We start from the raw sequence: 13891 nt of genomic DNA, 5'->3' as shown, positions 1-13891 counted from the left end.
CGTCTGATCTACGGCGACAACCTGCTGGCGATGGCCGCCTTGCTGGCCGGCGATGAAGCCAGCGGGCTGCCCAGCCTGCGCGGCAAGGTCGATCTCATCTACATCGACCCGCCCTTCGATTCAAAGGCGGACTATCGCACCAAGGTGACGCTGCCCGGCGTCGAACTGGAACAGCGGCCGACCGTGATCGAACAGTTCGCTTATTCGGACACCTGGGCGGACGGCACCGCGTCCTACCTCGCGATGATCGTGCCGCGGCTGATCCTGATGCGCGAGTTGTTGGCGGATACGGGGTCGATCTACGTGCATCTGGATTGGCACGTGGGGCACTACGTGAAGGTCGTCGCCGACGAAATCTTTGGAAAGCAAAACTTCATCAACGAAATTATTTGGCATTACCGCAAATGGTCGACGAAATCAAAAAACTTCCAGCGCAATCACGACACGTTGTTTTGGTACGGCAAAGATGCCGAGTTGCGACACTTTGAGGTCGTTGAGTTTCAGGATCAGTCGGAAGGGACACTCAAGCGATGGAAGGGAAAAAAGCAGCTTGCGGTATTCGATGAATCTGGCAAGCGAACGGCCGCAAGTGTTGAGGACGACACCACAGGGGCTCCTCTCGCGGATGTGTGGGCGGTTTCGATTATCAATCCTGCTGCGAAAGAGCGACTTGACTATTCAACACAGAAACCAGAACAGTTACTGAACAGGATTATTGAGCATACCTGCCCAGAGAATGGCCTCGTCGCCGACTTCTTCTCCGGCTCCGCCACCACTGCAGCCGTCGCCGAGAAACTCGGCCGCCGCTGGATCGCGACCGACATCGGCAAGCCCGCCTGCATGATCGGCCGCAAGCGGCTGATCGACCAGAACGCAAAGCCCTTCTATTACCAGGCCATCGGCGACTATCAGGTCGAGGCAGCGAAGTCGGCCTTCGGCCGCAACTTCCGCATCGGCGATCTTGCGCACATCGTGCTGTCGCTCTACGGCGCACTGCCCTTGCCGCCGGAAGAAAGTCCGCTGCGCAATCTCGGTCGTATCGCAGGCGGTGGCGGCAGGACGCTTGTATTCGTCGACTCGCCGAACAAGCTGACAGGTGCGACGACGCTGCGCAAGGCGGTCGCCCAGCGCGACAACCTGATGGGCGGCTGGGACAAGGTCGTGCTGCTGGGCTGGAACTTCGAACCTTCGATCGGCGACTCCATCGCCGCCCTGAACGACAGCCGGCTCGAAGTGCTGGTGATACCGCCCGACCTGCTCGACCGGCTGAAGAAGAAGGGTGGCATCGACAAGGCGCGCGGGTCGGTGCGCTTTTCCAGCCTGCAGTATCTGACGCTGAAGTCCGCCATGCGTACCGCGGGTGCCGAGGGCTCGGAACGGCTGACCGTGGAGCTGGCCAACTACGTGCTGCTGTCGCCCGAAGCCCTGAATCTGGATGACGCCAACCGCCTCAAGCTTGCCGGTGTCATCGCGAAGGAGCCGCTGGCGCTGATCGAGTACTGGGCTGTCGATCCCGACTATGACGGCAAGGTATTCCGCTCGGTCTGGCAGGACTACCGCGGCAACACCGGCAACGACGGCGATCCGCTGCGGGTGGAAACCGTGGCGCGGCTCGACCTGCCTGCGTGCGCAGGCAGCCGCCGCGTATGCGTGCGGGCGGTCGACGTGTTCGGCTTCGAAGCCGAGGCGCAGCTGACGGTGGAGGCGGGCACATGAAGGATGCCGAAGACGCCCTTGCGCTGGCCGCCGGTCTGACGCGCCGTACCGAACAGCTCGCTGCCGGGCTGGAGGACGGCAGCGCCGACTTGTATGAACTGGTCACCCCGACCACGGCCGAACTGCTGCGCTGGTGGTTCCTCGAAGACCTGTGTGCGCCACGCGCATTCAATTTTCATCCGGGTCAGCGGCAGGCCATCCTGAATACCATCGTGGCGCATGAAGTCTTCGCCGCTGCCGACCTCAAGTCGCTGTATCAGGCGGTGGCGCCGGACGCACTGCTGTCGGGCAACCGTCTGCACGACATCAGTCAGGCAAAGCACGCGCACCCGAAGTACTGCATGAAGATGGCCACCGGCACCGGCAAGACCTGGGTGTTGCAGGCGCTGATGGTGTGGCAACTGCTCAACCGCAAAGCAATGCAGGACGAAGGCATCGACGATGCGCGCTTCACCCGCCACTTCCTGATCGTCGCGCCCGGGCTCATCGTCTACGACCGGCTGCTCGACGCCTTCCTCGGCAAGATGCGCGACGGCGCACGCGATTTCTCGACGTCCGACATTGCGTGCTACGCCGAGTTGTTCATTCCCGAACTGCACCGTGAGGCGGTCTTCAGCTTCGTCCGCGGCAATGTCTGCACCAAGGATGAAATCGGTCTGAAAACCACGGGCAACGGCATGATCGCCATCACCAACTGGCATCTGCTGGCCGAAGCGGACGAGGGTGAAGACCTGGAAGACCTCGATGCACCGGGTGCCGGTGCCGCACCGCATGAAGTGATCGATGCGCTGTTGCCACTGATGCCGGGCAAGTCCACCGGCAACAGTCTCGATGTGCTGGACCGACGGCACGCACGCGGCGATGTGCTGGACCATCTGTCCGGTCTGCCCGCACTGATGGTGTTCAACGACGAGGCGCACCACATCCATGAAGTGAAGCGGGAAGGCGAAACGACGGAAGTCGAATGGCAGAAGAGCCTGAACCGCATCGCCGACGGCAAGGGGCGGCGTTTCGTGCAGGTGGATTTCTCGGCCACACCCTATAACGATGTGGGTTCCGGCAGGAACCGCCAGAAAGCCTACTTCAATCACGTGATTGTGGATTTCGACCTCAAGTCGGCGATGGCCGCGGGGCTGGTGAAGTCACTCGTACTCGACCGGCGCAAGGAGATCGGCGCGTTGCCGCTGGAGTTCAGGGCCGAGCGGGACGAGGATGGAAACCCGAAACTGTCCGATGGTCAGCGTGTGATGCTGCGTGCAGGGCTTGCCAAGCTGCGCAAGCTCGACGTCGATTTTGCGCGACTGGACCCGCAACGCCACCCGAAGATGCTGGTCGTGTGCGAAGACACGACGGTTTCGCCGCTCGTCACGCGGTTCCTGATCGACGAAGGGCTGTCGCCCGACGAGGTGATGGCCATCGATTCCGGCCGGAAGGCGGAACTGGGCGAAAAGGACTGGGCGCCGATCCGCGAACGTCTGTTCGACGTTGACCGGCACGCGATACCGCGCGTCATCGTCAGCGTGTTGATGCTGCGGGAGGGCTTCGACGTCAATAATATCTGCGTCATCGTGCCGCTGCGTTCCAGCCAGGCCCAGATACTGCTGGAGCAGACCATCGGCCGGGGTCTGCGCCTGATGTGGCGCGAGCCCGACTACGCCGACATCAAGCGCGACAACCGGGAGCGTATCCGCAACGGACAGGAGCCGGCCAGCCTGATCGATGTACTGTCCATCGTCGAACACCCCGCCTTCCAGAGTTTTTACGACGATTTGATGACCGCCGGTGTAGCAGGTACGACCACAGAAGACAGCGACCTGACCAGCAGTACCGGTGATTTCGTATCGGTCGGCCTGCGCGAGGGCTACGAAGCGTTCGACTTCGCGATTCCGTTCATATTGCGCGAAGCCGATGAATGGGTGGAGCATCGGGCGCCCGATCTGACCGACCTGCCGTCGTTCTCTGCGATGAGTCGAAGCGATCTGGTCACCATGCTCGGCAAGGGCGATGTATTCGTGTCACAGGATCTGCAGACATCGACGCTGTTCGGTGACTATCGCGTCGATGGTGCGGTGATGAACGTCGCCGGCTACAACGATTTTCTCGCCCGGCTGACGCGCCGCATCGCACAGGCGCTCAGTCATCCGTTGCCCAAGGGCAACAGGATTGCCGCGCATCATCAAACGCCCTATCTGCAGGTCAATACGGCAGCACTGACGGGTTGGCTGGAGGCCTATATCCGTGAGCGCCTGTTCGACGAGACCTTCGACCCGATGGAGGCCGAGAACTGGCGTCTGTTGCTGCTGCAGCCGGTAATCGATCACATCACCCGGGTATTCGCAGTCGCATTGATCGATTCGGAAACGATTCATGATGAGGGAGAAACGGAAGTCCGCTTTCGCCGGCTGTCGGAAGTGGCAAAACTTCCGATGCGGGAAAGCGCATCGCTGCCGGTCACCAAGAGCATCTATCAACGGCAGCCCTGGCCGACGCGCAGCGGTGGTCTCGAAAAAGCCTTCATCGAATGGGCCCAGGCGGACAGTTCGGTCGAGGCTTTCTGCAAGCTGAGTGAAACGCGCCACGATTTCGCCCGGCTGCGTTACGTAAAGGAAGACGGCCTGCCCGCCTTTTACTCACCCGACTTTCTGGTGCGCGAGCCTGAAGCGGTCTATCTGGTCGAAACCAAAGCGCAGGGGCAATTGAGCACGCCGAACGTGCAGCGCAAGCTCAAGGCAGCCACCGCATGGTGTGAACGCGTCAATGCACTTGCACCGGAACATCGCGAACAAAGGCAGTGGCACTACGTGTTGTTGGGCGAGGATGCCTTCCGGGACTGGCGCAGCAAGGGCGCGCATCTGGCCGAACTGCTGCGTTACGCCCGGGTGAGAGCGCTGGCGGATCCCGGTCGCCAGCAATCACTCGGACTCTGAGGCAGGGTTGTGCTTGTATCGATCCCAAAAAGGGATTTATCATTCCCATTATGGGATCGAACCCGGCACTATCCATTTCATCCGCGCTGTTTACGAACACGCAGCAGCGCGTCCTCGGCCTGCTTTTCGGCCGTGTTGGCCAAAGCTTCCACACCAACGAAATCGTCCGTCTTTCGAGATCGGGGAGTGGCGCCGTCAACCGGGAGCTCAAGAGACTGGCAGCAGCCGGATTGCTCATTGCGACGCGACGTGGCAATCAGATGCTGTATCAGGCAAATCCTGGTTCTCCGGTGTTTGCCGAGTTGCGTGGGCTCATCGCGAAAACGTCCGGGGTCGCGGACCACATACGACTTGCACTTGCGTCGTTTGCAGGACAGATCCACCTTGCCTTCATATATGGATCGGTCGCGCGTGGTGCGGAAGGTCCGGACAGCGATGTCGACCTGCTTGTCATCAGCGACACCCTTTTATTGGGAGACCTCTATTCGGCACTCGCTGGCGCCGAAGCGGCGATTGGTCGCCCGGTGAACCCCAGTGTCTATTCGCTGTCCGAATGGCGCACGCGAATCGATGACGAAAACCCGTTTGTCACCCGAGTGATGGCGCAACCCAGAATCCTGTTGATCGGCAACGAGCATGACCTCGCCAAACCTTCGTAATCTTGTCGGCCCCGGCAAGCTCAAGGCAGAAGCGCCGAACGAGCGCGAGTTCGACGGGCTGGTCCGTTCGGCAGCGGCCCGTTTGCGCGATGCGCACAACGATGGGCTGTCGATCGAAAGTCGTTTCGACCTTGCGTACAACGCGGCGCACGCGCTCTCGCTGGCTGCGCTTCGCCGGGCAGGATATCGGTCGGACAACCGATACCTCGTTTTTCAGTGCCTGCCGCATACGCTTGGGGCGGGACCCGAGGTGTGGCGCGTGCTCGACAACTGCCACAATCGTCGCAATCGATCAGAGTATGAAGGTGTGGTCGACATGGAAGCGACATTGCTCGACGCATTGCTCAAGGCAGCCGACTGGCTCCTGGAGACGGTCAGCCAGTTGCGCGCGTGAGGATTTTCAGCCCGTTACGAGGCGCTGCATGAAGCGCCCGCTTGAGGAGTAAAGCATTGAAGACCTACACCAGATCAGCCGAAGCCCTCGCCCGCCTGACGCCCGAGCAGTACCGCGTCACGCAGCAGAACGGCACGGAATACCCCGGTACCGGCGAGTACCTGAAGAATCACGCGCCCGGCATCTATGTCGACATCGTGTCGGGTGAGCCGCTGTTCGCCTCGACCGACAAGTTCGAGTCCGGCTGCGGCTGGCCCAGCTTCACCAAACCGATCGAGCCGGCGCACGTGACCGAACTGCGCGACGCCTCGCTCGGCATGGTGCGCATCGAAGTGCGTTCGGCGCACGGCGACAGCCACCTCGGCCACGTGTTCAACGACGGCCCGCGCGAGCGTGGCGGCCTGCGCTACTGCATCAATTCGGCGTCGCTGCGCTTCGTCCCCTTGAAGGACATGGCGGCGGAAGGCTACGGCGACTGGATCGACCAGGTCGAGGTGCCGCGATGAGCAGCGAACGCGCGGTACTGGCCGGCGGCTGTTTCTGGGGCATGCAGGACCTGATCCGCAAGCTGCCCGGCGTGCTGAAAACGCGCGTCGGCTACACCGGCGGCGATGTGCCGAATGCGACCTACCGCAGCCATGGCACGCACGCCGAAGGCATCGAGATCGTGTTCAATCCGGCGCAGATCAGCTATCGGCAACTGCTCGAATTCTTCTTCCGGATCCATGACCCGACGACGAAGAACCGTCAGGGCAACGATCGCGGCCTGGCGTACCGGTCGGCGATCTACTGGGTGTCGGATGCACAGCGCGACGAGGCGCTGCGCACCATCGCCGACGTGAATGCGTCAGGCCTGTGGCCGGGGCCGGTAGTGACCGAAGTGGAACCGGTGGGCGACTTCTGGGAAGCCGAACCGGAGCACCAGGACTATCTGGAGCGCATTCCGCACGGTTACACCTGCCACTTTCCGCGCGCCGGCTGGGTGCTGCCGCGCAGCGATCAATGAGCGCCGGCGATACGTTCTAGAAGCAGGTGCTTTCCGCCAGCCCGAGCCGGCAGCTCCACTGGAACTGTTCGCGCTGGTGCTTGGCCGAGCGCTGGAACATGACCGTCGGTTCGGCCAGCACCGCATCGGGCAGCGGAAAACTCATCGCGACGCCGCTCGCGTTGGTGAAGAAGCGCAGGAAGCAGGAGGCAGTGTCGTCGCTGCACACCGTGTCGATGATGCGGTCGTAGTAGGCGCGGTCGCGCGCCGAGGTCTCCGGCACGACGATGAACTGCAGCAGGCCGAGGCGGCCGGCGAGGTGCCAGTCGGCGGCCGGCGGCGCGTCGGGCGCAGCGCTGGCCGGCACCACGCAGACGGCGGCGAGCGCGCACAAACCCTTTTTCAACTTCATCGCTGCGGCTCTCCTTCATTCTGCCGGCGGCGCCTCGGCACGCGGCGCGCGCAGACTGCCTTCGACCATGCGGTACTCGTACAGCCGGCATTCCAGCGCGCCGTTGTACAACGGCGTGCGGCGGCTGGCTTTCAGCTTGATCAACTTCGGAAAGTCGGTGTCGGCGGTGATGAACAGGCAGCGCCAGCCGCTGTAACGCTGCTTCAGCAGATCGCCCAGCTTCGGATACAAGGTGGCCAGCGCCTGCTTTTCGCCGATTCGCTCGCCGTACGGCGGATTGGTCACCAGCACGCCATGGTCGGCCGGCGGATCGCGATCCATCAGGTCCGCCCCTTCGACCCGCACCACCCAGGGCAGTTTCGCGGCCTGCAGGTTTTCCTTGCAGCGCGCGACTTCGCGGCCGGCGATGTCGGAGCCGTAGATCGGCAGTTCGCGCGGGGGCTGGGCACGCGAGGCCGCCGCGTCACGCACGGCGTGCCAGTCTGCGGCGCGATAGGTGGTGAGCTTTTCGAAGCCGAAGCCGCGGCCCAGGCCGGGCGCGATGTCGAGCGCCATCTGCGCCGCCTCGATCAGGAAGGTGCCGCTGCCGCACATCGGGTCGAAAAAGGGTTCGACCTTGTCCCAGCCGGACAGCAGGATGATGCCGGCGGCGAGGTTTTCCTTCAGCGGTGCCTCGACATGCGCCACCTTGAAGCCGCGCTTGTACAGCGGCTCGCCCGAGGTATCGAGATAGATCGTGGCATCGCGGTCGGTCAGGAAGACATGCACGCGCACGTCCGGCGCCACGGTGTCGATGCTCGGCCGCGAGCGCGTCTGTTCGCGCATGCGGTCGCAGATCGCATCCTTCACGCGCAGGGTGACGAAATCGACCGATTTCAGCGGCGAGCGCACGGCCGTGGTGTAGACGCGCAGCGTGCAGCGCGGCGAGAACCAGTGTTCCCAGGCCAGACCCAGCGCCAGCTTGAAGATATCGTCTTCCTTGCGGTACGGCCCGTGGCCGACGCGCCACAGCACGCGTGTGGCGATGCGGCTTTCCAGATTGACGCGATACACCAGCGCCCACGGCCCCGAGAAGGCGACGCCGCCGGGCACCGCCTTTACGGCGTCGGCACCGAGCGCGACCAGTTCGTCGGCCAGCACGGCTTCGAGGCCGCGCGGACAGGGCGAGAAGTAGTGCTGGTCGCCCTGCAGTTCGGCCGGCATGTCGCCTTCCGGGCGGGGCACGCGGCGGATGGAACGCACGGCGGGCGCAGCCGGGCGGGAAGCGGCCATCTTCGGCGGGATTTTCTTCGGCGGGAAATTCGTCATGGGATCAGAAAGGTTTCAGCACAACCAGCAGCACGACGGCGAACAGCACCAGCACCGGCGCTTCGTTGAACCAGCGGTACCAGACGTGGCTGCGCGTGTTGCGGTTGGCTTCGAAGGCGCGCAACAGGCGCGCGCAGTAATGGTGATAGCCGATCAGGAAGATGACCAGCAGCAGCTTGGCATGCATCCAGCCGCCACCGATGCCTTCGCCCAGCCACAGCCACAGGCCGAAACCGACCGCCAGCCCGGCCAGCGGACCCATGAAGCGCAGCAGCTTGCGCGACATCAGCAGCAGGCGGTCGCGCACCGCGGTTTCGTCTGCACCGAGCATGGCCAGATTGACGAACAGGCGCGGCAGGTAGAACAGGCCGGCGAACCAGCTGGTGACGAAAACGATGTGCAGGGCCTTGGCCCACAGATAGGTACTGGTCATTGCATTGCTCAGCGTTGGAAAGTCTGCAGGGCGTGTGCGAGCACGGCGTCGACATCGGGGCGGCGCAGTTTCACCCGCAACTCGCGCTTCATGCGGCCGTTGTCGAGCACGCGCGATTCATTCATGAAGGACAGCATCATCGGGCTCAGCCGCGCGCGTGCTTCCTCGCGCGTGACGCGCGGCGGCCGCGGCAGTGCGAAGGCATCGGCCACGCGGTCGAAATAGTCACCCATGGCGAGCCGGGTGTCGTCGCTCGCGTTGTAGGTGCGGCCGCCGCGCGCGCGCATCAGCGCGCCCCACGCGAGTCGGCCCAGATCCGCGGCGTCGATGTGGTTGGTGTACACATCCTCATCGGGGTGCAGCACCGGATCGGCACGCTTGAGGCGGTCCAGCGGCAGGCGGTCGGGGCCGTATATGCCGGGCGCCCGCAGGATGCTCACCGCGACACCGCGCCGCGCCAGACGGCGCACCGCCGCTTCGGCGTCGACCCGCCGCGCGGCACGCGCGCTGCCGGCGTTCAACGGCCGCGTTTCCGGCACGCGCTCGCCGGCACAGTCGCCATAGACGCCGCTGGTGCTGATGTAGCACAGCCGGTCGGTCCGCCCGGCGCGCGCCAGCGCGGCCACCAGGCGGCGGGTGCGCGGATCGCGGCCGTCACCCGTGGCCGGCGGCGGCGCGAAATGCCACACCCAGGTGGCCAGTGCCGCCACCCGGCGCAGGCTGGCCGCGTCATCGAGGTCTGCGCGCACGCAACGCACGCCCAGGCGGCGCAATTCGACAGCCGATTCGACGTTGCGGACCATGGCCCATACCCTCACCCGGGGTGCCAGCCAGGGCAGCGCGCGACGAGCAACGTCGCCACAGCCTACAATCAGCACCCTTGACCGTTTGCCGCACCACCCCGCCGGGGCCGTGCGCTGCGATCGCTTTACCTTGTTCATTCACGGATTGTCTCACGCTGCCATGTCCTATCAGGTCACCCTCAAACCGAGCCAGCACACCTTCACCACCGACGCCGAAACCCGCCTGCTCGACGCCGCGCTGGCCGCCGGCTTCAATCTGCCCTACGGCTGCCGCAACGGCGCCTGCGGTTCGTGCAAGGGGAAAATCCTGTCCGGCACGGTCGATTACGGCAAGCATCAGGCAGCCAAGCTGACCGACGCCGAAAAGGCGCAGGGCTATGCGCTGTTCTGCTGCGCCACCGCGCGCTCCGACCTCGAACTGGAATGCCGCGAAGTCGGCGGCATGAAGGACATCGCGGTGCGCATCATGCCGACCCGGGTGCAGAAGCTGGAACGGCTCGCACCGGACGTGATGGCGGTCAGCCTGAAGCTGCCGGCCAACGAGAGGCTGCAGTACCTCGCCGGCCAGTACATCGACTTCCTGCTGCGCGACGGCAAGCGGCGCAGCTTTTCGATCGCCAACGCGCCGCACGACGACGAATTCCTGACGCTGCACATCCGCGAGGTGCCGGGCGGCCACTTCACCGGCCATGTGTTCGGCGCGATGAAGGAACGCGACATCCTGCGGTTCGAGGGGCCGCTGGGCAGCTTCTTCCTGCGCGAGGACGTCGACCGGCCAGTGATCATGGTGGCCGGCGGCACCGGTTTTGCGCCGATCAAGGCGATCATCGAACATGCCATCGAAACCGGCTACGACAAGCCGATCACGCTGTACTGGGGCGCGCGCACGAAGCAGGACCTGTACATGCATGATCTGGCGGCGAGCTGGGTCGGCCGGCTGCCCGGTTTCCGCTACATCCCGGTGCTGTCGGAACCGGCGACCGATGACAACTGGACCGGACGCACCGGTTTCGTGCATCAGGTGGTCATGACCGACCTGCCCGATCTCGCCGGCCATCAGGTCTATGCCTGTGGCGGACCTGCGATGATCGACGCCGCGAAGGCGGACTTCACCCGGCGGTGCAATCTGCCGATAGAGCACTTTCACGCAGACTCATTTACCTATTCACCGCAATGAGCCAGGACGTCTTCTTCACCCGCGAACCGGTCATCAACAAGCAGCGCGCGATCACGGCCACCCGGCTGCGCGTGCATGCGCCCGCCTGCGGCGACGCCATGGCGGCGCTGGACGCCATCGGCGAAGACTGGCCGCCGGCGCGCCCGGTGTTCGTCAGCCTCGCCGGCTGCGCACCCGACGCCAGCCTGGCCGACTGGATCGCGCCGGAAGGCGCCATGCTGGAAGTCGGCGCGGCACAGCTCGCCGATCCGGCCTGCGCGGAGGCGGTGCTGCAGCTTGCGCAGGCCGGCGTGCCGCTGGTGCTGGGCGACTACAAGGTGGGCACCGGACTGCCGACCGGCCTCGGCTTTCGCTTCGTCATGGCGGACGCGCGGGTGCAGCCGGTCACCATCCGCGTGCCCGGCATCCTGCTCGCCACGGGTGTGGCCGATCCGCTGGCGTTCGATGCCGCGATCAAGGCCGGCTATGGCGGCGCGACGGGCTGGTTCTTCAAGGCCAACCAGACTACGGCGAAAAAGCTGGCTCCGGCGCACGCGCAGATCGTGCGCGTGCTCAATCTGGTGCGTCGCAACGCCGACCCGAAACAGATCGAGGATGCCCTGAAGCAGGACGTGGCGCTGTCGTTCAAGCTGCTGCGTTACATCAATTCGGCCGGTTTCGGCCTGATGTGCCAGGTGCAGTCCTTCCGCCACGCGGTGGTCATCCTCGGCTATGAAAAGCTGAACAAGTGGCTGTCGCTGCTGCTGGTCACCGCCGGCAAGGACCCGTCGGCACCGGCCTTGATGCAGGCGGCGATCGCGCGCGGCAGGCTGATGGAAGTGCTGGGCGCGGAATTCTTTCCGCGCGAGGAACACGACAACCTGTTCATCACCGGCGCCTTTTCGCTGCTCGACAAGCTGCTCGGCGCGCCGATGGATACCGTGCTCGAAGAAATGACGCTGCCCGACCCGATCACCGACGCACTGCTCGGCAACGACGGCGCCTACACGCCCTTCCTGAAACTGGCGCACGCCTGCGAGGAGGTGTCAGCCGGTGCGCTGCGCGAGCTGACACACTCGCTCGGCCTGGACGCCATTCAGGTCAATCGCGCGCAGATGTCGGCGCTCAAGTTCGCCGACACACTGGAGTTCTGACCGGCACTGCGGCCTGCTCTGGATGGACGGATGTTGCCGTGGACGGGCACTTGTGGGCGCCGCCTCGTGGCCGCGCTGTCGGAGCGATGAGCTGGAGAACACGACCTGGCTCCCGGCGCAGGGCTGTGAGCGCGACGTCCTCGTCGCGATCAGTGCGGCGATGGTTGCTGTGCGAAGTGCGTATCGCGGCGGGGACGCCGCTCCCACAAAACCTCGCTGCTCACCGCCCGCGAAGCCGGCTGGCCATGCAGGGTCAGCAGTGGATCGCCGCTGCCACAAGGGCCGCTCTTACAGGACGACGGATACGACGGGCCGTCAGGGCTGCAGCGAGCGGTAGCGCAGCCAGGCCAGCCAGCCGACGATGATGAAGCCGGCCATGCCCACTGCCAGATGCAGCGGTTCGCCCCACAGCAGCGGCACGACCAGACCGGCCGCCAGCGCATTGGTCAGTGACTGGGCAAAGCCCTGACAGCTGGACACCATGCCGCGCGACTTCGGGAACAGGTCGAGCGCCAGCAACGACAGTGTGGGCATCGCGATCGCCTGACCGATGTTGTACAGCGCGATCGGCAGCACCGCCCACGGCAGACTGGCGGTGGTCGCCAGATTGAGGGCGACATTGGCAAAGGCGGCCGCGATCATGATGCTGTAGGCGAGCTTGAGCTGCACCATCGGCGCCATGTGTCCGGCCAGCCGGCGGGAAATCCACGAGCCGGTCATCATGCCGGCCACGGTCGGGCCGAACAGCCAGGCGAAGCCCTGCGGCGATACGCCGAGGTGGTCCATCAGGAAGGCGGGCGCCGACAGCACGTACAGGAAGAAGCCGGCGAAGTTCATCGATACCGCGAGCACCAGCGCAATCAGCGCCGGGTGGGCGAACATGTGCGCGTAGTCGCGGCCGAGCTTGACCGGATGCAGGCTGCGCCGATGGGCCGGGTCCAGCGTCTCAGGCAGCCAGATGAAACAGGCGATCCACAGCACCGCGGCGTAGGCAGCGAGGAACCAGAAGGTGGCGCGCCAGCCGAACAGGCCGAACACCCAGCCGCCGATGATGGGCGCGGCAGCCGGCGCCAGCGCGAACAGCAGCTGGATGGTGCTCATCAGGCGCTGCGCCTGCGCGCCGTCGAACAGGTCGCGCACGATGGCACGGCCGATCACCATGCCGGCACCGGCGCACATGCCGGCCAGCGCTCGCGCCAGCCAAAGTTGCTCGATGCTGGTCGCCATCGCGCAGCCGACCGAGGTGGCGAAGAACATCGCCATCATCCACAGCACGACGCGGCGCCGGCCCAGCGCATCGGCCAGCGCGCCGTGCCACAAGGTCATCAGCGCGAAGAAGCCGAGATAGACGGTCAGCGTCTGCTGCACCTGTACCGCCGTCGCGCCCAGATCGGCGGCGATCGCCGGGAAGGCCGGCAGATAGGTATCGATCGCGAACGGACCGATGGCGGACAGGCCGGCCAGCAGGAAGGCCAGCCCGCGCGGCGATCGGGTCACTGCGTTGGCGCAGCCGGGGCGGCCGAAGGGGCCGGCGCCGGGGCGGTGATCGGGGCCTGCTGCATCAGATGGCGCTCCACGTCGGTCTGTTCGACCACGCGCACCGAACTGACGTAATACTGGGTTTCGCCGAAGCAGTTGGTCGGCACACCGACGTGCTGTTCGTAGTGCAGCGACACGCGCTGGCCCATGCTTTCGTTCAGCTGCTTCGCAACCTGGGCATCGCGCACGCTGAATTCGAACTTTTCGGTCAGCGTGCCGGGCATGGTCACCATGGCCAGTTCGCCTTCCCAGGTCTTGCAGAACCAGCCCTTGTTGGAAAACTTCTGCACGTAGCCGGCGCGCTCGCCGGTCGAGTAGCTCCAGCTGAGCACGAGCCAGGTGTAACCGCCGAACAGCGCGATGATCAGGGCAAGGACGGAAAAGATGCGCATGGTGGGGGATACC

The 13891-nt window shown here is 64.7% G+C and carries 14 protein-coding genes; 8 read left to right on the top strand and 6 right to left on the bottom strand.

Annotated features, from left to right (window positions below; translation table 11 throughout):
* Window positions 1–30: 30 nt before the first annotated feature.
* Genes Q8Q80_RS04220 through msrA form a run of 6 tightly spaced genes read left to right on the top strand, consistent with a single transcriptional unit; the run spans window position 31 to window position 6702 of the window.
* Window positions 31–1716 (top strand): DNA methyltransferase, encoded by a 1686-nt coding sequence (locus Q8Q80_RS04220; RefSeq protein WP_305631726.1) that lies wholly within the window; start codon window positions 31–33, stop codon window positions 1714–1716.
* Entirely contained in the window at window positions 1713–4643 is a 2931-nt protein-coding gene (locus Q8Q80_RS04215; RefSeq protein ID WP_305631725.1) for a DEAD/DEAH box helicase family protein, read from the top strand. The genes Q8Q80_RS04220 and Q8Q80_RS04215 overlap by 4 nt, the downstream gene beginning before the upstream one ends.
* A gap of 50 nt (window positions 4644–4693) precedes the next feature.
* Window positions 4694–5302: a nucleotidyltransferase domain-containing protein gene (locus Q8Q80_RS04210; protein WP_305631724.1), complete on the top strand. Its 609-nt coding sequence runs from the start codon at window positions 4694–4696 to the stop codon at window positions 5300–5302.
* The gene (locus tag Q8Q80_RS04205) at window positions 5280–5696 is read left to right on the top strand and encodes a hypothetical protein (protein WP_305631723.1); all 417 of its coding nucleotides are present in this window, start codon (window positions 5280–5282) and stop codon (window positions 5694–5696) included. Before Q8Q80_RS04210 ends, Q8Q80_RS04205 begins: the two co-directional genes overlap by 23 nt.
* A 56-nt stretch (window positions 5697–5752) precedes the next feature.
* Window positions 5753–6202 carry a peptide-methionine (R)-S-oxide reductase MsrB gene (gene msrB, locus Q8Q80_RS04200; protein ID WP_305631722.1) on the top strand — a complete coding sequence of 150 codons (450 nt, stop codon included), beginning with the start codon at window positions 5753–5755 and terminating at the stop codon, window positions 6200–6202.
* Window positions 6199–6702 carry a peptide-methionine (S)-S-oxide reductase MsrA gene (gene msrA / locus Q8Q80_RS04195; RefSeq protein ID WP_305631721.1) on the top strand — a complete coding sequence of 168 codons (504 nt, stop codon included), beginning with the start codon at window positions 6199–6201 and terminating at the stop codon, window positions 6700–6702. The genes msrB and msrA overlap by 4 nt, the downstream gene beginning before the upstream one ends.
* 16 nt (window positions 6703–6718) lie before the next feature.
* Here the strand turns inward: msrA and Q8Q80_RS04190 are convergent, their stop codons facing one another.
* From Q8Q80_RS04190 to Q8Q80_RS04175, 4 genes are all read right to left on the bottom strand, one after another.
* Complete coding sequence (locus tag Q8Q80_RS04190; RefSeq protein WP_305631720.1) at window positions 6719–7093, bottom strand: hypothetical protein; 375 nt, start codon at window positions 7091–7093, stop codon at window positions 6719–6721.
* Between the two features lie 15 nt (window positions 7094–7108).
* Entirely contained in the window at window positions 7109–8335 is a 1227-nt protein-coding gene (locus Q8Q80_RS04185) for a class I SAM-dependent RNA methyltransferase (RefSeq protein WP_305631787.1), read from the bottom strand.
* Between the two features lie 70 nt (window positions 8336–8405).
* The gene (locus Q8Q80_RS04180) at window positions 8406–8834 is read right to left on the bottom strand and encodes a CopD family protein (RefSeq protein WP_257081817.1); all 429 of its coding nucleotides are present in this window, start codon (window positions 8832–8834) and stop codon (window positions 8406–8408) included.
* A gap of 8 nt (window positions 8835–8842) precedes the next feature.
* Window positions 8843–9775, bottom strand: a complete 933-nt coding sequence (locus tag Q8Q80_RS04175; RefSeq protein ID WP_305631719.1) for an NAD(P)H-binding protein — start codon at window positions 9773–9775, stop codon at window positions 8843–8845.
* A gap of 22 nt (window positions 9776–9797) precedes the next feature.
* Between Q8Q80_RS04175 and Q8Q80_RS04170 the strand changes: the two genes are divergently transcribed.
* Together Q8Q80_RS04170 and Q8Q80_RS04165 are read left to right on the top strand one after the other, a co-directional pair.
* Entirely contained in the window at window positions 9798–10814 is a 1017-nt protein-coding gene (locus Q8Q80_RS04170) for a CDP-6-deoxy-delta-3,4-glucoseen reductase (RefSeq protein ID WP_305631718.1), read from the top strand.
* Window positions 10811–11947 (top strand): EAL and HDOD domain-containing protein, encoded by a 1137-nt coding sequence (locus tag Q8Q80_RS04165; RefSeq protein ID WP_305631717.1) that lies wholly within the window; start codon window positions 10811–10813, stop codon window positions 11945–11947. Before Q8Q80_RS04170 ends, Q8Q80_RS04165 begins: the two co-directional genes overlap by 4 nt.
* 315 nt (window positions 11948–12262) lie before the next feature.
* Here Q8Q80_RS04165 and Q8Q80_RS04160 read toward each other — a convergent pair whose 3' ends face one another.
* Complete coding sequence (locus Q8Q80_RS04160) at window positions 12263–13444, bottom strand: multidrug effflux MFS transporter (RefSeq protein ID WP_305631716.1); 1182 nt, start codon at window positions 13442–13444, stop codon at window positions 12263–12265.
* The gene (locus Q8Q80_RS04155; RefSeq protein WP_305631715.1) at window positions 13441–13878 is read right to left on the bottom strand and encodes a hypothetical protein; all 438 of its coding nucleotides are present in this window, start codon (window positions 13876–13878) and stop codon (window positions 13441–13443) included. Before Q8Q80_RS04155 ends, Q8Q80_RS04160 begins: the two co-directional genes overlap by 4 nt.
* Window positions 13879–13891: the final 13 nt, after the last annotated feature.

Origin of the sequence: Methyloversatilis sp. (assembly GCF_030698125.1) — a bacterium.
GTDB lineage: Bacteria > Pseudomonadota > Gammaproteobacteria > Burkholderiales > Rhodocyclaceae > Methyloversatilis.
Note: the sequence above shows the minus strand (reverse complement) of the source record. Positions and strands in the feature narration are given on the sequence as shown.

Coding starts and splice junctions, on each gene's coding strand:
- Q8Q80_RS04175 (WP_305631719.1), bottom strand. CDS start 9,775: ATGAACAAGGTAAAGCGATCGCAGCGCACGGCCCCGGCGGGGTGGTGC.
- Q8Q80_RS04220 (WP_305631726.1), top strand. CDS start 31: ATGGCCGCCTTGCTGGCCGGCGATGAAGCCAGCGGGCTGCCCAGCCTG.
- Q8Q80_RS04215 (WP_305631725.1), top strand. CDS start 1,713: ATGAAGGATGCCGAAGACGCCCTTGCGCTGGCCGCCGGTCTGACGCGC.
- Q8Q80_RS04180 (WP_257081817.1), bottom strand. CDS start 8,834: ATGACCAGTACCTATCTGTGGGCCAAGGCCCTGCACATCGTTTTCGTC.
- Q8Q80_RS04155 (WP_305631715.1), bottom strand. CDS start 13,878: ATGCGCATCTTTTCCGTCCTTGCCCTGATCATCGCGCTGTTCGGCGGT.
- Q8Q80_RS04190 (WP_305631720.1), bottom strand. CDS start 7,093: ATGAAGTTGAAAAAGGGTTTGTGCGCGCTCGCCGCCGTCTGCGTGGTG.
- Q8Q80_RS04170 (WP_305631718.1), top strand. CDS start 9,798: ATGTCCTATCAGGTCACCCTCAAACCGAGCCAGCACACCTTCACCACC.
- Q8Q80_RS04205 (WP_305631723.1), top strand. CDS start 5,280: ATGACCTCGCCAAACCTTCGTAATCTTGTCGGCCCCGGCAAGCTCAAG.
- Q8Q80_RS04165 (WP_305631717.1), top strand. CDS start 10,811: ATGAGCCAGGACGTCTTCTTCACCCGCGAACCGGTCATCAACAAGCAG.
- msrA (WP_305631721.1), top strand. CDS start 6,199: ATGAGCAGCGAACGCGCGGTACTGGCCGGCGGCTGTTTCTGGGGCATG.
- Q8Q80_RS04210 (WP_305631724.1), top strand. CDS start 4,694: ATGGGATCGAACCCGGCACTATCCATTTCATCCGCGCTGTTTACGAAC.